Source organism: Pseudomonas sp. A34-9, from assembly GCF_029543085.1.
GTDB lineage: Bacteria > Pseudomonadota > Gammaproteobacteria > Pseudomonadales > Pseudomonadaceae > Aquipseudomonas.
On the sequence record NZ_CP119967.1, the window covers coordinates 1,686,647 to 1,704,845 of the forward strand.

Annotated in this window: 12 protein-coding genes and 1 pseudogene; 7 read left to right on the forward strand and 6 right to left on the reverse strand. The window is 54.0% G+C overall.

From position 1 onward, the window contains the following. Positions 1-121: 121 nt before the first annotated feature. Positions 122-310: pseudogene (locus P3G59_RS07530) on the reverse strand (IS5/IS1182 family transposase); the annotation flags it as partial. 767 nt (positions 311-1,077) lie between these two features. Here P3G59_RS07530 and P3G59_RS07535 point away from each other — a divergent pair. Continuing rightward, a complete protein-coding gene (locus P3G59_RS07535; protein ID WP_277761071.1) occupies positions 1,078-1,467 on the forward strand; it encodes a helix-turn-helix domain-containing protein in 390 nt (129 codons plus the stop codon). Positions 1,468-2,686: 1,219 nt separating this feature from the next. Here the strand turns inward: P3G59_RS07535 and P3G59_RS07540 are convergent. From P3G59_RS07540 to P3G59_RS07560, 5 genes are all read right to left on the reverse strand, one after another. Further along, positions 2,687-3,061 carry a hypothetical protein gene (locus P3G59_RS07540; RefSeq protein WP_277761072.1) on the reverse strand — a complete coding sequence of 125 codons (375 nt, stop codon included), beginning with the start codon at positions 3,059-3,061 and terminating at the stop codon, positions 2,687-2,689. A gap of 323 nt (positions 3,062-3,384) precedes the next feature. Further along, positions 3,385-3,765: a DUF4354 family protein gene (locus P3G59_RS07545; protein ID WP_277761073.1), complete on the reverse strand. Its 381-nt coding sequence runs from the start codon at positions 3,763-3,765 to the stop codon at positions 3,385-3,387. Positions 3,766-4,331: 566 nt separating this feature from the next. Then, a complete protein-coding gene (locus P3G59_RS07550) occupies positions 4,332-5,102 on the reverse strand; it encodes a DUF1460 domain-containing protein (RefSeq protein ID WP_277761074.1) in 771 nt (256 codons plus the stop codon). A 202-nt stretch (positions 5,103-5,304) separates the two neighbouring features. Next, positions 5,305-5,832 (reverse strand): hypothetical protein, encoded by a 528-nt coding sequence (locus P3G59_RS07555; protein WP_277761075.1) that lies wholly within the window; start codon positions 5,830-5,832, stop codon positions 5,305-5,307. A gap of 521 nt (positions 5,833-6,353) precedes the next feature. Beyond that, positions 6,354-6,953 (reverse strand): hypothetical protein, encoded by a 600-nt coding sequence (locus tag P3G59_RS07560; protein WP_277761076.1) that lies wholly within the window; start codon positions 6,951-6,953, stop codon positions 6,354-6,356. Positions 6,954-7,721: 768 nt separating this feature from the next. Here P3G59_RS07560 and P3G59_RS07565 point away from each other — a divergent pair. From P3G59_RS07565 to P3G59_RS07590, 6 genes are all read left to right on the forward strand, one after another. Then, the gene (locus P3G59_RS07565; RefSeq protein ID WP_277761077.1) at positions 7,722-12,599 is read left to right on the forward strand and encodes an Ig-like domain-containing protein; all 4,878 of its coding nucleotides are present in this window, start codon (positions 7,722-7,724) and stop codon (positions 12,597-12,599) included. A 302-nt stretch (positions 12,600-12,901) separates the two neighbouring features. Continuing rightward, positions 12,902-14,158, forward strand: coding sequence for a TolC family outer membrane protein (locus tag P3G59_RS07570; RefSeq protein WP_277761078.1), 1,257 nt, complete (start codon positions 12,902-12,904; stop codon positions 14,156-14,158). Next, positions 14,155-16,320, forward strand: coding sequence for a type I secretion system permease/ATPase (locus P3G59_RS07575; protein ID WP_277761079.1), 2,166 nt, complete (start codon positions 14,155-14,157; stop codon positions 16,318-16,320). The genes P3G59_RS07570 and P3G59_RS07575 overlap by 4 nt, the downstream gene beginning before the upstream one ends. A gap of 61 nt (positions 16,321-16,381) precedes the next feature. Then, positions 16,382-17,536, forward strand: coding sequence for an HlyD family type I secretion periplasmic adaptor subunit (locus P3G59_RS07580; RefSeq protein WP_277762120.1), 1,155 nt, complete (start codon positions 16,382-16,384; stop codon positions 17,534-17,536). Between the two features lie 166 nt (positions 17,537-17,702). Beyond that, positions 17,703-17,834, forward strand: coding sequence for an SDR family NAD(P)-dependent oxidoreductase (locus P3G59_RS07585; RefSeq protein ID WP_277761080.1), 132 nt, complete (start codon positions 17,703-17,705; stop codon positions 17,832-17,834). After that, positions 17,824-18,057 (forward strand): SDR family oxidoreductase, encoded by a 234-nt coding sequence (locus P3G59_RS07590; RefSeq protein ID WP_277761081.1) that lies wholly within the window; start codon positions 17,824-17,826, stop codon positions 18,055-18,057. Before P3G59_RS07585 ends, P3G59_RS07590 begins: the two co-directional genes overlap by 11 nt. Positions 18,058-18,199: the final 142 nt, after the last annotated feature.

Below are 18,199 nucleotides of genomic sequence, written 5' to 3' on the forward strand. Positions count from 1 at the left end.
GATGCGTCGATCAACTGGCCGCATGGCGGCGGCACGTCGAGACTTTCCCACAAGCGCTGCTATTTGCCAAAAAGTTATGGGTGCATCGTGTCATGAGGGCGTTTTCGACCAGCCTCCCGTGTTACTCGCACAAATCATCCATACCCATCGGCTGTTTTTCGAGCCTTTTCCACAGGTTTGACAGGGCGGCCAGCGTGCTCAACTGGGCGCTGTTTTTCATCAACCCACGAAAGAGTACTTTCACATTATCAAGCTGGCGCTTGATCACTCGGAATGGATGCTCAGCCTTCACCCGCGTCTGCGCATTGGCTGAAGACAGGCCGCCATCGATTCCAGCAAGTACAGATCCGGGTTTGTTAAAGCGGTCGCGGCCTGCCACTAGACCACATCTGTCAGAAGGCCCATGTTGCTCAACGCTACGCTGGTTCTACCGCAGGCGCATCTGCGTATTTTGTTGTTCTCCCGGGCACTGAGCGAGCGAAACAAGGCTCGATGGCTGCGAGTTCCAGCCCCCCCCCCCCAGATTTTTCCTGAGTAAAAAAAAGGAAATTTCCTACTCTAATCACTCTCAGTCTGTGGGGATAATAAATTTTTGAACTAACCAGCAATCTATAAGAACGCCCCAATGAAAATCACAACAGCGTTTCGCTAGCCATGGTTGCACCGGAGTATGTCTCAATCATTCGGTCCGAGATGAAAGGGAAACAATGCCAAAAGTGACATCGGCCGCAAGCAAAGTAAAACCATTCATCTGCATATATATATATATAGGTCGATCAGCGCAGTGCCTAGCGGTGTCCGCGCACTGATTGTTATTAATTATCCACCCGCTCTATTCTCATTCCGATGCTGTCGACAAACCTATATTCATGGATACTCGAAAAATCAAGCTTGCGGATGCTGGATTAATAAACAAGCGACCCTGGCCGAGCACGCTAACTATTAGCGCACTGGTCGAGCCTACAACATTAATGCTTTTATCGTCTGTATGAATTAAAGCGCTTAGCAACAAGTGCCCAAATTAAATTTCTAACTCGGTTTTCAAAACCTTGCTTCAGGTGTATCAGGATCCTCCCTATGAAATTTGTGTCACCGCTTTCCGACACCGACCGTCAGATCTTGAACGATGTCTACACGCGGAGTGATAAGCCGTCATTGCGCCGTCGTGTTCATGCCATCCTGCTCAGCGACAGTGGGTACGCGATCAAGCAGATCAGCGCCATTCTTACGGTCAACCAAAAGACGGTATCAATCTGGTTTAACGTCTGGAGAGTGGGCGGATTGAGCGGCCTCTCCGACAGGCCTCATAGCGGTCGGCCTACTATCTACAATGAGAAAGACTTAGTGTTACTGAAAGTGCTGGCGGCGGAGACACCTCGCCATATTAAAGTCATCCATGCACGCTTGCTGCAGGAAACGGAGAAAACCTCCAGCACCAAGACGATTAGCAGGGCTCTAAAAAAATAGAAAGGATAGCTTTAAACGAGCCTCGCGCTTCAAAATCCGCACCTTTGAAGGAACTGCATTCACGGCAATTAATATCGTAGGTCGCTAAAAGATCGCAAAGCTGAAATCGCTCAGGAAACTCACACGTTGTGAAGTTGAATTTTTTATGCGCAACCCACTCGGTTAAGTATTGTCACTGAAGGCTAGATTACATGATCGCCCGCTAGTGCGGATAACCAATCGACTAACTACATGACTAGGGTTCCGGACTTCATTGTTCTAAATTCTGTGGGGGAGGGGCGTAGCACATGTTTATTGGTGTGTTCTAATGGAGGCTAGGTCTAACGGAGAGGTGGTTCTTGAAAAACTAAAAATAGCGACCGCTTTCATGTTACTAAAAATCCTAATAATGTTCGGGAGAAGGTAGTGGGTAAAGTAAAATCACAAGCCAGTGATATGATTTTTAAGTTGTATAGCATCTCACTGTTTGAAATTGACGAAGAGAGTTAAGTGTTTGGCTTCGAGCTTGACGCTACAATTACCTAGGTATATGCAACATAAACACCGGCCCACTGCAGATGGTTTTACATTTGTTGAAATCGAAGTAGCATTAATAAAATATTCAAAGATTCACCTCTCACAGCATAAATGGGCAATGAACGCATTTACAATGCTGCTTCGCAGTAATGAGGACTTTCTTGGTCGAGTAAGATTGCCTTTCGTCGCCCCTGGCTCTAGAGATGTGGGGCGCATGGAGGCTCAAAGGAGGCTGCCCCTGCTTGGGGGTAGGCCTCCGTACTGTTAATGCGGCGGGTCAGTTTTGCACGGTGCGCTCGGTCCGGTTGACCGCGGCCGCCACGTCCTCGGCCAACTCGTCCCCCGGCTGCAAACATAGCCTCATAAGCCTGTTGCACGGCGTCGTGCAATTGCTGCAAGGCCAAGTGTGTTATTTCGACGGTGTTGGTCTTGGTCTGCGCCGTAATGGCGTAATTCCAAGTTCTGCGCGCAGCTTGATCGGCATCACTTGCAGGTTTGAGGGTGTCACTGTCGATCATGGCAAGGCGGGGGTTTCTTTTTGTTTGTTATTGGTAGCCCAGTCTTCCACGGCAGCGTCGCATGGGCTCCAGTCTCTTGGCGCTCGACGGTGCAATGTTGGAGCGTGTCAACTCAAGCGGCACCTACGGGGATGCGCTACCAGTAAGACAAAAAAATTGGCGCGGCAAGAGTCTTTCTTAGGAGACTACTTTTCCGTTATAGCTCGGCCGTTTTGCGTATTGACCACATTTTTGTAATGCTTGGTGAGTACTCCACGGTTGTCGAACTCGAAAAAGGTAGTTTCGATATATTCCTTTTTGGTGGATTGAAATCCAGGGAAGAATTTAAACTCGTAGCTCCAGATTTCAGTGCCCGCAACCTCAGATTTTTTACTTGGTTGCCCAATAACGCCAATAACGTCGTCTTTTGTGGTTATTTTGTCAGTGAATGTAGACATTTGATCAATACTGACGTACTCACCTGTTGCGTAATCGAATGGAGGGGGAAGTTTCTTAATTATTTGTGCACAGCCAGATACAGTGATAAACAAAGCAACGATAATGAAAGTTTTCTTGAGCATGGGTAGATTCCCTTTAAGTACGGACTTAAACGGACGCCAGAACAGCATCCTTATACGTCCTCGACCTCGGTTTTTAGGCCAGGGCTTCGGCTGATCACGCCTGTCCAAGTCTAAGCCTTCAGCGCTTCCTAAGCTTGGCAAGGCGCCACTTCTCCATAGGCGTAGGCGCAACAATTCACCTGGGCCATTGTGATATCGCATTACTCACCGCAGACAAGATTCTCCGCATCGGAATTACCTTCGCCTCTCTCATTAAGTGGTGATCAAGAAAGTGAAAGGTTTAAATCTCGCTCCCTTGATTTAATCGGAGGTAGGGCGGCGTATCACTTGCAGTCAAGTAGAACCTTTACTACAGATGCGCTATAAATGCCTTCATCTTCAGATAAGAACTCATAGAAGCCCTTGACGCTCTTTCCAGGCTTTAAAAGCCCTTTAGTCATATTTTCGTCAGTGGCGTCGAGTCTATAGCTGTTGCCTTTTGCGTCATATGCCTTATAGCAGACGCTGCCCAGATCAATTTCTTTTTTGCCACCATTGAATAGTAACGCATCAAACGATTTAATGTGAGCTGTTTTCTCGCTAGTCCACACTGCTCCCATACTTTTCTGGGTTAAGAAAAGCATTACGGAGTCTAGAGGGGACTCGGCATTAGCTCCATAACTGAAAGCACATAGTAGCGATGCACAAAAAACTCTATATTTCATTTTATTGCCTCGGTAGAAATTCAAGGGGCTGAACTAGGTCCCTAAGGGGTTGAATACGCTGGTATTTTTATGGTCTGAGGGTGAAGATTTATGTAGGAATTTTCCTACCGTTGTGTGGAGTGTTGTGGTGTTCGATGCGCGAGGGCTAAATATGACTCCCTAGGGGTCATGTTCTACAGATCTTTGCCTTGAGTGTTGTCCTAGCTTCGCTGAGGGCCGGGAAGCCAGGTCAAGCAGCCGACCCATCTCCACCCCTTTGAGCTTCAACTCTTTACGCGCGGTCCTAATGAAGACGGTCTCAGGTGGACGCGCTTAGCCCTCATTCGGTTTCTGGGCGACGGGGTCAGCACCAAAGGGGGGCTAGATGTGGTCGAAAGCCCCCGTGTACAAAGCGAAAGTCCACAACCTACACATCAAGGAGGGAGGCTACCAAGATTGCCAAACACTTTAATATTGGTTGATTGAGGTCTATCGATTGCCGGATTTTGATATACCTACGTTTACACTGAACAGTGCAGCCGACCTTTATATAGGGTTACCTATGTAAACTTTAGGTTGGATTGTTTTTATTTTGTTCTGAAAATAATAATGCCTGGGGTTTTTGCGATGTATTCAATGAAAGGCGCATCTACAACTTTTTTGTTTGCAATTTGTGAGGAGGCATTCCGAAAAACAGGGCCTTTGTCGGTCATTATAAAGAAGCCTACATGGGGCACATCTAGCCCGGAAAGTTGGGTGTAGATGCCAATTGAATCGCCAGTTCGTAAGCGACTTACAATTTTCTCGTTGACCAGGTTGCTTGGGATGTAAGTGATGTTGCGTTTGACCGTTGGTAGCCCAGGAAGATAGGCTCCGTCATCGGCCTTTCTGTTTAGGTTTTTTTCGACGCTTACCGCGTCGGTGCTTATCTGAGCGGTAATGTCATCCGCCAAGCTCTGCGATTTGCTGTCAGCCCAATCAGTGAAGAGATGTTTACGACTCAAAAAGCTTATATTGCCGTCAACATAGCGAGTCTGAATCAAATGTTTCACAAACTCAGGTTGCGACGTTGATTTTCGTAAGGCTTCTATATAATCCAAATAAGTAAAACAATCCAGTCCTCTAAAGTCGATTACTAACTTCTCAGGTGTGTTTTCTGCGCCAATCAACATATTTGCTTGGTACGGTGTTCCTAAAAACTTTGCTGAGATGAAGTCGATCGTCTGACCCGTGTCAAGGTGCATATTGTTTGAGTGGTCGTTAAGCAATGATTCAAGTTTCTTGGATGTATAATAATCTAAGTTTGTTTTGGCTGGCTGCTGGGTGTTGATCTGAGTAGCGGAAGTATAAGTTTCCATGCCCCTATTCGAAGAGGTGCACCCGATTGCTAGTGCGGATGTTAAAATCAGAAGATAGCGTGTTAGCATAATATTTCCCATGTTTTTAAACTGGTGAGGCCAATATGCGTTCATTTTGAACCTTCACGCTCTGCGAGTGTGAAGGTGTCAAAAAAGTTGGCTTCAACAGTGGGGAGGTAAGTAAACAAGTGCGCGTATGGAGTTAGGCAATGGTGATGTTGTCACTGGAAATATCATTTAGCCCTACCCCTACCAGCGTTACCGAGTTATTGCCAAAAGACAGCAACGTGTCGTTGCCCGATACCGAGGCATGTGCCAGATAATCGTAGTCCTTCCCAACGCCTGTGACGCCCTGAAAAACCAGTTTGCTTTTTGCTGAATAGCCCTCGATCCTGTCATTTCCAAACGCGCCGTAAAACAGGAAGGTATCGCTGCCACCACCGGAGACCATCACGTCATCGCCGGCGCCTCCGACAAATACATCGTCTCCTTTACCGCCAATTAAATGGTCGTTGCCATCTTGGCCGAACAACCAGTCGCCGAATGGGCTGGCCTTAAGCACATTGTTACTCGCATCGCCTTTAATGGACGATGCATACTGGGTCAGACCTACACTGCTCTCCAGTCCATAGGCTGTAACCTTGTGAGTAAGGGGGCTGTTAGCCCACGACACGCTCAGCCACTTGGAGGTCGGCTCTTCACTAACGATTGAACCAATATCACGAGTCATACTGATTCCGTTATATTGATCACGGATATAAAGAGTGCCGTTACCATCGTTGGCAAAACTGTAGTTGGCCAGGCTGCCTTTCTATTGAAACGTATTATTTCCACTTCCCCCCCCCCAATATTACGTTGTAGCCACCGTCGTCTTTGAAGGTGTCGTCTCCGGCTCTACCCTCCAGGTAATCATTGTCACCCCCGCCTTTAATCAGGTCATTGCTGTCTGTGCCAATTATGAAGGTACATGCCAACATGTTTTTCAGCGAATCGATTAAGGTCTTCGACCCAGGTTTTAGCCCGTATATCGCTCGACAAGTTGGATACGATCATCGTTGAGTTTTGATTGGTAAGGTTGTAGAACTCTGAACCTGCTACGCGATTCAATCCGTCGGCATAGGCGTTCGAAGGCGTGAGCAGTCAAAGAGCCAGCGTTTAAAATACTTTGTGAGGCCAAGTAGGGAGAGATAGCAGATGTCACTGGATTGGCATGAAATTCATTAAACCAAGATACAGCTAATCCGTAACGTTCTAATGTTGGGAAGAGCTAGCTGATATTTTTTCGGGTGCTAAGGAGTAATGGTCATTAAAGTTCACGATATTGTTTGTAGCCATTACCTGCGGCTTATCGTGAACACCCAGCGTGAGGTTCTTGCTATATGAGCTGCCATCCAATGCTCTGAACACGGGATCATTTTCATAACCGATATTAACTACCTGATTTCCTAGGCTTTGAGTCGGAGAGGCTAGCGCTACGTAGTTGGAGTTTTTGTAGAATCCATCCCAGTGATCAGCGCTCAATGCTGCCAAACTATTGACCCCCGTGCCTCCTTGGCTATGCCCGGTAACCGTTACATCGCTGCCACTCAAGCCTTTAGATTGGGCGTAGAGTGCAACTTTGTGGAGTAGATCATCGAATCCATCTTTTACGTAGTTTTTGGGATAATCCTTTAGAAAGGCTGTGGCAACATTACTGAGGTGATCGCCAACGTGATCCGTGAGCGTTCCGCCAACGCCTGTCCCCCGAAACGAAATGCCGATTGAGACTAGCTTGCCCCCCCTCATACTTTCCCAGCACCACAGCGTCTGCTGTGTAAGGAAATTTGCTGCCAGTAAAAATTCCTTGCGCATCTATCGGCCCTTGATAATCCAACTGTTGCGCGTTGAGCGTAGCCCAGCCACTTGTTGCCAAAGGTTTTCCGGTGGGTGAATTGATGTATTGAATCAAGGCAATCGCATCGGTATATAGCGCTTTGGACGCTTCGCCGGTGATTTTCTTGTAGTCAAATATAGCCATGTTTTCTCTCCTGAAATCATGTGCATTTGTAGTGCTAAGGGGCCGAGCGCCCGCGACGCAACAGGTATGTGTCAACAATCAGAAAGCTAAGAGCGGATGGGCGTATTCGGTCCCTTAACAGGACTGACAACTCCGCGGGCTTGCCCGAATATGAACATCAAACTTCGCGCCACGGAAAACAATAGGAAATTTCCTACAGGTGGCTTCGGTAAGTATTTGGGGGGTAAAGCTGTGCGGTGACTGCCGGGTAACGAAATAAATGCCGTTTGCAGCGCTTTGCTTTCTGGGGGGGCGGAGGTTGGAAGGCTTCTCAGCTGATCAGTTCCGCTCGATAGTCACGTCAAAAAAACGGGCCAGCGTTGGCTGGCTCGTCATCGATCGTCATGGTTTTTCTCTCCTTTTTTCTGAAACGCCTGCTCGAGTCAGCCCTGATGCTCCTAGGAAATATCCTACATATTGGTCAGGAATTTCTCACGAATATATGCACGGTAAATGTTCGAACACGACATGTGTGACCGGACGTTATTGGTTTGGCTGCTCGGCCTTCGAAGCTTTTTGAAGGCCGCTCAGCCGGGTTTCTCATATTTGGAGCGAAAGCAGGTATGGCGCAGGTTAGTTTGATAGATATCAAATCTGGAAAATTGGTAGAGCAGGCAACGGGCAGTTCCACCACCGTTGGCAGCCCCAGTATCGTAAAGATTTCGTTGAATCCTGAAACGCTGAAGTCTGCTTCCCGGGCTGGCAACGATTTGGTCATCGTATTGAAGTCCGGTGAGCAGGTCGTGCTCAAAGGCTTTTTTATTGTGGCGGCTGACGGTCTGCACAATGAGTTGGTGCTGGAAAACGAAGGGAAGTTCTGGCACGCGACTTATGAACCAAGCCAAGCATCACTCACTTTAAAAGAAATCTCTAATGTAGATGAGCTGCTCGTGGAGGACGGGGACAACACCTTCATGTGGCTCCTTGGTGCTCTTGGGCTTGGCGGCGTAGTGGCGCTGGCAAGTGGCGGTGGCGGTGGCGGTGGCGGTCACGGTGCCGGTGGAAACGGTAGCGGCAACGGCAACGGTGGAAACGGTACCGCCAGTGCTAGCAAACCGGCTGCGCCGGTGGTCAGTTTTAATGCCCAGACCAACAAGCTTATCGTCCAGGGGCGACCTGGCGCTGTCTTTGAGGTCAAGGGGGAGGGTGGTCAGGTACTTGCCTCGGGCACGCTGGATAATGACGGACTTGCGCAGGTCGAGCTATCTGCGAGTGCCAGTCATCAAACTATCACTACGACTCAGACGGCGAATGGCCTTCAGTCTGATCCTTCCGTAGCACTCACCCTGCCGCTGATGAAGCCGACGCTGGGCACGGTAGATCCCGAGACTGGGGAATTACTGGTCACCGGCGTACCGGGGGGGACCGCGCAGGTGGTAGACCGCGACGGAAACCCAATTGGCGAGCCAGTGCGCCTTGACCCGAACGGCCAGGGCACCTTGACGGTGCCGGGCAACACCAGCGGCCAGCAGGTCGGTGTTGTGGTCACGGTAGAGGGCGAGAAGTCTCCGCCCGCCAACGTTAAGGTGCCTGTGTTGGTTCCGCAGGTGGGCGTTGTGGATCCAGTCACCGGCGAGTTGGTGGTTACCGGCCCACCGGGTGGGACCGCGCAGGTGGTCGACCGCGACGGAAACCCAATTGGCGAGCCAGTGCGTCTTGACCCGAACGGCCAGGGCACCTTGACGGTGCCGGGCAACACCAGCGGCCAGCAGGTCGGTGTTGTGGTCACGGTAGAGGGCGAGAAGTCTCCGCCCGCCAACGTTAAGGTGCCGCTGTTGGTTCCGCAGGTGGGCGTTGTGGATCCAGCCACCGGCGAGTTGGTGGTCACCGGCCCACCGGGTGGGACCGCTCAGGTGGTCGACCGCGACGGAAACCCAATTGGCGAGCCAGTGCGCCTTGACCCGAACGGCCAGGGCACTTTGACGGTGCCGGGCAACACCAGCGGCCAGCAGGTCGGTGTTGTGGTCACGGTAGAGGGCGAGAAGTCTCCGACCACCAACGTTCAAGTGCCGCTGTTGGCTCCGCAGTTGGGTCCTGTGGATCCAGTCACCGGCAATGTGGTGGTCACCGGCAAGGCAGGTGCGACCGCGCAGGTGGTAGACAAGGACGGAAACCCAATTGGCGAGCCAGTGCGCCTTGACCCGAACGGACAGGGCACCTTGACGGTGCCGGGCAACACCAGCGGCGAGAAGGTCGGTGTTGTGATCACGGACGGCGACAAGCAGTCTCCGACCACCAACGTTCAAGTGCCGCTGTTTGTGCCGGTGTTCGGCGTGGTCGATGCGGTCACCGGGCAGGTGAGCGTAGAAGGTAAGCCCAACGGTATTGTGCAAATCAACAACCCGGATGGCACAATCGTTCGTGTACCTTTGGATGCAGATGGCAAGGGCAGTGTGGTATTGCCTTCCGGCACGAGCGGTGAAAACCTCAAGGCGACGGTCAGTCTGGGCAGCCTGGAGTCGGCGCCCGTCACCCTGCAGGTGCCTGTGCTGGCGCCGCGTAACGCGGTGATCAATAACACCGGCAGCGCGGTAACGGTCGAGGGCAAGCCGGGCGAAATCATCAAGGTCACGGATGCCAATGGCAAGGAATTGGGCAGTGGCGTGGTCAGCAAGGCCGGTTCTGTCGAGATTGCCTTGAGCACCCCTCAGAAGACCGGCGCCATCTTGGGCGTGACGGCCTACAACGCGGAGAAGGCATCACCAACCGTTTCTGTCGTTGCACCGTTTATCGATGCGGACCTGCCATTGCCACCTACCGACCTGAGTATCAACCCCAGCGGCACTCGCGTGTTGGGCAAGGTCAAGCCAGATGAAACGGTCAAGATCGTCAATGTGGATACCCAACAGGAACTGGGCACGTTCACACCCGGGCCCGATGGTTTGTTTTCGGCCAATATTCCGGCGCAGACGGGCGGTGCAAAGCTAGCCATCAGTGCGGTCAAGGGTGACAAGGTCTCGGCGCCAGCGCAGTTGCTGGTACCCCTGAGCCCGGAGGACACGATTGCCAAGCCGTTCGATGTCAGTGTGGACGTCACCGGCACCAAGGTGAAGGGCAAGGGCACGCCCAATACCATCGTGCTGATCAAGGCGACGGACGATACCACCGTGATTGCCAAGGGCTTGGTCGGGCCGGACGGCAACTTCGAGGTCACTATCCCCGTGCAGCCGGGCGGGCAACTGTTGAATGTCGCGTTGCAGGCCAATGGCAAGGTGTCTGAGTCTGAATCGGTCATAACGCCGTATATTGCCTCCAATACGCCAACCGAGGTGCTGATCGACGAAGCCGGCACCCATGTGACAGGCAAGGGCGTCACGGGCGAGACCATCCGCGTCAAGGATGCCCAGGGCAAAGTGATCGGTTCTGGAGTTGTCCAGGTGGATGGCACCTTTGTGGTCAATATCCCGAAACAGCCGAGCGATAGCACTCTGGCAGTGACGGCACAAGGGCAGGGCGTGGAGTCCGCACCGGCCTATGTGAAAACTCCAGCCACCGAGGTCGAGCGACCGCCACAACCGGAAGCTCACCTGGATACAGCCGGCACCCAGATCAGCGGCAAGACCCTGCCGGGTGCGAGCATATCGGTCAAGGACGCCAGTGGCCAATTGCTGGCCGGGCCAATAGTGGCTAGCGAGGACGGTACTTTCGCCGCAACCATTGCCAAGCAGCCTGCGGGCAGCAAGATAACGGTGGTAGCTGAGCTGGGGGGCAAAGAGTCGCTGCCAACCGAACTGATTGCACCTCAGGTGCCAGGCGAGCCAATTCCGGCCCCGCTGAGCGCGATGATCAGTGCCGATGGCAAACTCGTTTCCGGCAAGGCCACACCCAATACCAAGGTGGTGGTGAAAAATGCCGCGGGCGAGACCCTGGGCGAACAACCCGTCGATGCCGATGGCAACTATGCAGTGCCTATAAAAGCACAGATGGGCGGGGCAGTGTTGCAGGTGACTTCAGCGTCCCTGGATAACCAGTCCACCTCTACAGGTTCAGTGTCGGTAACGGCGCCTTATCAATTGGTGGCGGAACACAATGAAGTCACCGTCAGCCAGTTTATTGATCCAAACATCGCCAACCTGGAGCAGAGCAAATCCGCTACTTTCGTCACAGTGGGCACCTCGTTCCTTAACTGGGGTGCCAATTTCGTTAGTAATGGCCTGTTCGGCTTTCAGATTATGCCGACATCGAACAGTTTACAGTTCGTTGTCAGTGACAATGAAAAGGTCCAGATTAATATCTTTATCTCGGCACCGTTCAACATTGATCTGGTTAACTACAACAGCATGACGCTGGAGAAACTCATCGATGGCAAATGGGTTAACGTGAGCAGCAGTACCGGAGGCGGGCTGCTCAACGTGTCGGTCTTGCCGATCATTGCGGACAAGTCGGGTATTTCCCTGACCTATGAAATGCCGGGTGAGTACAGGGTAACGGCCAATAACCTCGCCGGTGTGGGGGTCGGGGCTCAAACCGTTACCACCGAAGTTGTTCATACCTCGTTCGTTGGTGGTTTTGCCAACAGTGCGATAAAGAGTGACCTGATTCTGCCTGCAGGCGCAACGTTGTTAAAGGTCAACGGCACGACGCTGGCCAGTGAAGTGCGCACGGTGGTCAAAGGCCAGTTTGGTGACCTGACCATCAGCGCCGATGGTCAAGCGACCTACAGGCAGAACAGCAATTCCACCCCTTCGGACCAGACCGAGACGTTCACGTACGAAGCCAGGACTGCTGGGGGAGCCATCCTCAAGTCAAGCTTCCACATTGATATCAAGGCTTATTCCGTTTCGGGTGATCTGGTCAGCAGTGAAGAGGCCAGCATCGTCAGCGTCGATGGCAAATCGGTGTCTTCGATCAATCAGGAAACCATTGTCGGCAAATACGGTGATCTCAAAATCGCGGCAAACGGTGAGTACACCTACACGCCAAAGCTCAGCCTGACGGGGCTGAATGAAATCGAGACCTTCTCGTATCAGGTACGGCACACGAACGGCGAGACAGTGACCTCCACCCTTGCGGTGAAGATTGCCGACTCCAAGCTCGTCGCCGAGCTCAACGAGGTGCCGACCAGTGTGGCCCCCGCGGCTGATCTAGCGGGGCAACTCGCGCAGCCGGAAAGCCAGGTTGATAGAGACGTCGACAGCGACACTGCACTGCCGTCGTTCAACTTGGGCCAAGGGCCAAACTTGGACGTCAACAAGGTGGTCAGCCTGCAAGCCAAGGACGATCCGGCCAAGCCCGCGTTGACGGTGACCTTGAACGATATCTTGCAAGCCGATGGCACGTTGTCGAACTCGAAGTCGACGTCTGCCTCAACCTTGGACTTGCCGGATTCGTGGAAGCCCGATGGCGTCAAGGCGTCGTTGGATGGCCATGAGTATGTGCATTACATCGATGGAACCTCGAAGAAAGACCTCTGGGTTGAGAGCGGTGTTTCCGTCGTTTAAGTCGCAATGACAGAGCCCTGGGCTGTATGGCCCAGGGTTATTTTTCCTGAGTGTCAATTATGTTCCGGATATTCCATCCCCGGCGTGATATTGCCTGCCTGACGATAGCCTTATCGTTTGGTTCGGGCGGTGTGGTCGGGCAGGTCAATGCACCCTCTGTGCATGGCCAACCCCAAGTTCAGGTTGCGCCTACCGTGCAACCGATCAAGAACAGTCAAGTGCAAGAAACGCTCCCCGCGCCATCTTTGGTTTCATTGATTGAAGCCGGGCAGTTTCTTCCACCTTCCGCTCCCCAACTGAGCGTGAGTAACTTAGCCACTGCGGGCACCGCGGCGCTGGATATGCATGCGGCCGTGCGCCAGGCCTTAACCTCGTACCCGGATATCCTGCGGGCCCGGGAAGGGGTCAATGAACAAGTGCAGCGGGTAGAAGTGGCGCAGGCCGGCTATTACCCCAGGATCAGCGGCGGCGTGCGCACCGGCTACCAAAGTGGTGTGCCTGGCAGTCACAGCGCCCAGGTCTTTGACGTCAGTGCCTCGCAGATGCTGTATGACTTCGGCAAGGTGTCCAGCGCCGTCGAGGCCAGCCAGGCTGGTGTTACCGAGCGTGAGGCAGACGTGCGCCTGAGTGTCGAGCAGGTTGCCATGAATACCGCACTGGCCTTTCTTGATGGTCAGTATTACCAGCGGTTGATCGCGATTACCCAGGACCAGATCGACAGCCTGGAAAAAGTCTCCGACCTGGCGCGCCAGCGTCTCGACATGGGCGCCAGTACCCGCTCGGACTATGTGCAAGCCGTGTCGCGTATCGAAGCCGCCAAGGTCACCGGGTTCCAGCATCAAGCCAACCTGGCGCGGGCATTTGCCACGTTGTCGAACCTGACCGCGCAACCCTCGGTCGAGGGCGTTTCAGACCATTTTCCGCGAGAGCTGGAGCAGTCGTGCCAGCCGGTCGACGCCAACATGCAGGACAACCCCGAGGTACAGGCCACCCAGGCGCGGGTGGTTCGCGCCCAGGCCGAAGTGGCCTCGGCCAAGGCGGCCGCACTGCCGACGCTGTCCCTGGAGCCGACATTCAGCCATCAGTTGGATGGCAGCACTGGCACAGGCCAGGACCGCAACCGCTACAGCGTGTTTCTCAACGCAAGCATGCCGATCTATCAAGGTAACGCGATCCAGGCCGGCAAAGCGGCCAGCGAGCGAGCCCTGGCATCCTCCCAGGCCGGCCTCGATACCGCCCGTTTGCGCGCGCGTCAGGAAATGCAGCAGTCGCAAAGCCAGGTGCTGAAGTTGCATGCCAGCCTGGGTGCCCAAACCGTGCGCGAAAGCACGATCAATGAAACTCGCGTGCTCTACCGCCAGCAATACCTTGAGTTGGGCACCCGGCCCTTGCTGGACTTGCTCAATGCTGAGCAAGAGGCTTATTTGTCGCGGGTCGAGCAGCAGACCACGCTCAATAGCCTGCGCCGGTTACAGATCAATTGCCTGTATAGCGCAGGCCATCTCAGTCAGTCGTTTGGTGCTGCCAACGACGCCACCTACCGTGAGCGTTTGCCATGAGCCGCCGTGTCCAAGAGCCACTGCAAGCCAACCCGTCAGCTGTTTCCCCGCCCTGGCTGGAAATGTTGTTGCTTGTTGCTGGCCATTACAACCTGAGCTTCTCGCCTGAGGATGCTCGGCTGGCAGCCGCCTGGCAGGACAGTGTACATTCCGATGACCAACTGTATGCCATTGCCAAACATTTGGGACTGTCGGTCAAGATTGATGATGAGTTACAGGCCGAAGACCTGACTCAATGGCGTTTGCCCTTGTTGGTGCAATTGGCCGACGGCCAGTTGGCGCTGATCGAAGGCTTGCGTGCCGAGGATCTGCTGCAAGTCCGGCTCAGCGGCGACCATGGCCTGGCCACGGTGTTGTCGCGCCAGGAGCTACTGGAGCAATGCCGCCGTGTCATTCTGCTGCGCCCGGTGGGTAATCGCGCCGACGTCCGAGTGGACGACTACATCAAACCGTATGACAAAAACTGGTTCAAGGGCATCGTCCTGCAGGACTTGAAGTCCTATCGCTATGTACTGTTCGCCTCATTGGTTGCCAACCTGATGGGGTTGGCCGGCGTGCTGTTTTCCATGCAGACCTATGACCGAGTGATTCCTGCCGGCTCCATGCCGACCCTGTATGTCCTGTTTATCGGGGTCCTGCTGGCGGCCGGTATTGATTTCACTATCCGCAATGCCCGTTCCCATGTCACCGACTTGCTGGGCAAGCGTGCGGACACGCGTCTGTCGGACAAGGTCTTTGGCCATGCCATCCGGTTGCGCAACTCGGCCCGTCCGCGTTCCACCGGTACCTTCATTTCCCAGATTCGCGAGCTGGAACAGATTCGCGAACTGATCACCTCCAGCACTATTACTGCGTTGGCGGACCTGCCGTTCTTCCTGCTGTTCCTCGGCGTATTCTGGCTGCTGGTCGGCCCGCTGGTACTGGTGCCGCTGTGCGCGCTGGTGTTGATGGTTACACCGGGCCTGTTGTGCCAGGCCAAGCTGGGGCGCCTGGCCAACGAAGCGTTGCGTGAGTCGAGCCTGCGCAACGCCTTGCTGGTGGAAACCATCCAGGGCATGGAGGATGTCAAGGCGCTGCAAGCCGAGCAGAAATTCCAGCTGAGCTGGAACCATTACAACGCTACCACCGCATCGGCAAACCTGCGGCTCAAGGCATTGACCCATCGTTTGCAGTATTGGTCGCAATCGATGCAGACCCTGGTGTTTGCCGTGGTGATTTTCTTTGGCGCGCCGATGGTGATGGCGGGCGACCTGACCACCGGTTCGCTGGTGGCGGCCTCGATCCTCGGCTCGCGCATGATGGCGCCGATGGCCCAGTTGACTCAGGTGATCATTCGCTGGCAGCAGGCCAAGACCGCCCTGGAAGGCTTGGACAAACTGATGCGGTTGCCCACCGACCATCCCGAACACAGCCACAAAGTCCACCGCTCTCACCTGTACGGCGACTATGTGCTGGACCAGGCGGTGTTCGCCTATGGCGGCGACAGCCCGGTGCTGCAAGTCAGCCAACTGAAAATCCGTGCCGGCGAACGAATTGCCGTGTTGGGCCGCAACGGCGCAGGCAAGTCCACGCTACTGCAGGCGCTGGTCGGGGGCGTGGACTCACGCTCTGGCCTGGTCAGCCTGGATGGCGTGGCGTTGCAACACCTGGACCCGGCAGACGTGCGCCGGGATGTAGCCTTGTTGACCCAGGACTCGCACCTGTTCCACGGCACCATCCGCGAGAACCTGAAACTGGGCGCGCCGTTGGCCGCTGATCAGGAAGTGCTCTCGGCACTGGCCCTGACCGGCGCCGCTGCGTTTATCAAAAAGCTGCCGACGGGCCTGGATCATTTGATTCTGGAAGGGGGGCTTGGGCTCTCCGGTGGCCAGAAACAATCGCTGTTGCTGGCTCGCCTGTTGTTGCGCCAACCCAACGTGCTGTTGCTGGACGAGCCGACCTCTTCACTGGATGAAGGGGCAGAGCGCCTGTTTCTGGAAAATCTCGACCAATGGGCGCAGGGCAAGACCTTGCTGATTGCCACCCATCGCCCTGCGTTGTTAGAGCTGGTCGAGCGAATCATCGTCGTCGATGACGGCAAAATCGTGCTGGATGAACCCAAGGAGGAAGCGATCCGCCGACTCAGCGCCACTCATTCTAATGGAGCATCTCAGCATGGCTGATGTTCACGAAAAACTGGCGCGGTTGCGTGCCTATATACGCAATAAAAAAACGCTGGAGGCCATGGACCCGGCCGATGACGCGGCGCTGCATCATTCGACGCGGACCATCGGCAGCCTGGTGTTGATCGTGCTGATCCTGGGCACCTGGGCGTGGCTGGGCCGGCTCGACGAAGTGTCCAAGGGTGACGGGAAGGTGATCCCCAGCTCTCATGAGCAAGTCATTCAATCGCTGGAAGGCGGCATCCTGGCGGCGCTCAAAGTTGCTGAAGGCGACCTGGTGGAGCAGGGGCAAGTGTTAGCCCAGCTTGACCCGACGAAGTCCGAATCGAATGTCGAGGAGAGCGCTGCGCGCTATCGGGCTGTCCTGGCCAGTGCCACACGGTTGCAGGCGGAGGTGGACGGTAAACCACTGAGCTTTCCTGACGAATTGCAGGGCTACCCCGAGCTGATCAAGCGCGAAACCAGGCTGTATCAGGAGCGTATCAGCCGGCTCAAGGAATCCCTGGCCGGGGTGAACGATTCGCTCAGGTTGGTCGACCGAGAGCTGACAATCACCCAATCACTGGCCAAGACCGGCGCTGCCAGCAACGTCGAAGTGATCCGCCTGCAGCGTCAGCGTAGCGAGCTGCAACTCAAGACTACCGAACTGCGCTCTTCCTATCAGGTGCAGGCGGGAGAAGAGCTGGCCAAGGCGCGTTCCGAGGTCAGCTCGTTGAGTTCGGTGATTCGTGGGCGGGAAGATTCATTGACGCGCCTGACCGTACTGTCGCCTGTTCGAGGCATCGTCAAGGGCATCGAGGTGACGACCATCGGCGGTGTCATTTCGCCTAACGGCAAGTTGATGCAGATTGTGCCGCTGGATGATCAACTGCTCATGGAGACGCGCATTTCACCCAGGGATATCGCCTTCATCCATCCAGACCAGACGGCCAAGGTGAAACTCACCGCGTATGACTATTCGATCTATGGCGGGCTGGACGGCAAGGTGGTGACGATTTCTCCAGACACCATCCAGGATAAGGTCAAGCCGGAGAACTACTACTACCGAGTGTTCATCCAAACAGACTCCAACGTGCTCACCAACAAAGCCGGTCAGCGCTTTGCCATTGTGCCGGGGATGATCGCAACGGTGGACATCAAGACCGGCTCCAAGACCGTGCTGGACTATCTGGTCAAACCGTTCAACAAAGCCCAGGAGGCCATGCGGGAACGCTGAGTTGATATTCAGTAACCGCCCGGCCAGTACCCTCTCCTGACAGCCCTCCAAATTAGCCAAGATAGTCGACACCATTTTTTAGTGGACACTATCTTGGATATCCGAAGTGCTGGAATATCCCTGGTGGGTTTTTCTGGCGTTCTTACATTTAAAGCGAGGAGCAGATATGAGTACAAATCCTTTCGAATATGCAGGCAAAACTGTGTTGATCACCGGTGCCGCGACCGGTATCGGTCGAGCCACTGCGCTTGCCTTTGCGAGCAACGGCGCCAACGTGGTCGTAGGCGATGTCGATTAACGCGCCATTGACACTTGTCAAATTGATTGAAGAACAAGGAGGGGGCGCTATGTTCATTGAAACCGACGTCTCCAAAGCCGCTTCCGTCGAAGCCTTGGTGATGTCCGACGTAAAGCGTTTCGGCAAGATTGATGCGGCGTTCAACAATACCGGGGTTTTGCCGCCCACCGCACCCTTGGCCGAACAAAGTGAAACTGACTTTGATAGGTGCATAAGGATCTGAGAGGGTTTGCTAGAAGGATTTTGTTGCTTGAAGTACCATGATTTTCGGGGATACGGACTCAAGGCAATACTGGTCGGACATGCCACTAGAATGAGCATCGCTCAGTTCCAATGCAGTTCTGCCCATTATATATTTTTGCAAA

What these genes read in the sequence shown, in the direction of transcription:
- P3G59_RS07535 (WP_277761071.1), top strand. Translation starts at nt 1,078, where the DNA reads ATGAAATTTGTGTCACCGCTTTCCGACACCGACCGTCAGATCTTGAAC.
- P3G59_RS07540 (WP_277761072.1), bottom strand. Translation starts at nt 3,061, where the DNA reads ATGCTCAAGAAAACTTTCATTATCGTTGCTTTGTTTATCACTGTATCT.
- P3G59_RS07545 (WP_277761073.1), bottom strand. Translation starts at nt 3,765, where the DNA reads ATGAAATATAGAGTTTTTTGTGCATCGCTACTATGTGCTTTCAGTTAT.
- P3G59_RS07550 (WP_277761074.1), bottom strand. Translation starts at nt 5,102, where the DNA reads ATGGAAACTTATACTTCCGCTACTCAGATCAACACCCAGCAGCCAGCC.
- P3G59_RS07555 (WP_277761075.1), bottom strand. Translation starts at nt 5,832, where the DNA reads ATGACTCGTGATATTGGTTCAATCGTTAGTGAAGAGCCGACCTCCAAG.
- P3G59_RS07560 (WP_277761076.1), bottom strand. Translation starts at nt 6,953, where the DNA reads ATGCGCAAGGAATTTTTACTGGCAGCAAATTTCCTTACACAGCAGACG.
- P3G59_RS07565 (WP_277761077.1), top strand. Translation starts at nt 7,722, where the DNA reads ATGGCGCAGGTTAGTTTGATAGATATCAAATCTGGAAAATTGGTAGAG.
- P3G59_RS07575 (WP_277761079.1), top strand. Translation starts at nt 14,155, where the DNA reads ATGAGCCGCCGTGTCCAAGAGCCACTGCAAGCCAACCCGTCAGCTGTT.
- P3G59_RS07580 (WP_277762120.1), top strand. Translation starts at nt 16,382, where the DNA reads ATGGACCCGGCCGATGACGCGGCGCTGCATCATTCGACGCGGACCATC.
- P3G59_RS07585 (WP_277761080.1), top strand. Translation starts at nt 17,703, where the DNA reads ATGAGTACAAATCCTTTCGAATATGCAGGCAAAACTGTGTTGATCACC.
- P3G59_RS07590 (WP_277761081.1), top strand. Translation starts at nt 17,824, where the DNA reads ATGTCGATTAACGCGCCATTGACACTTGTCAAATTGATTGAAGAACAA.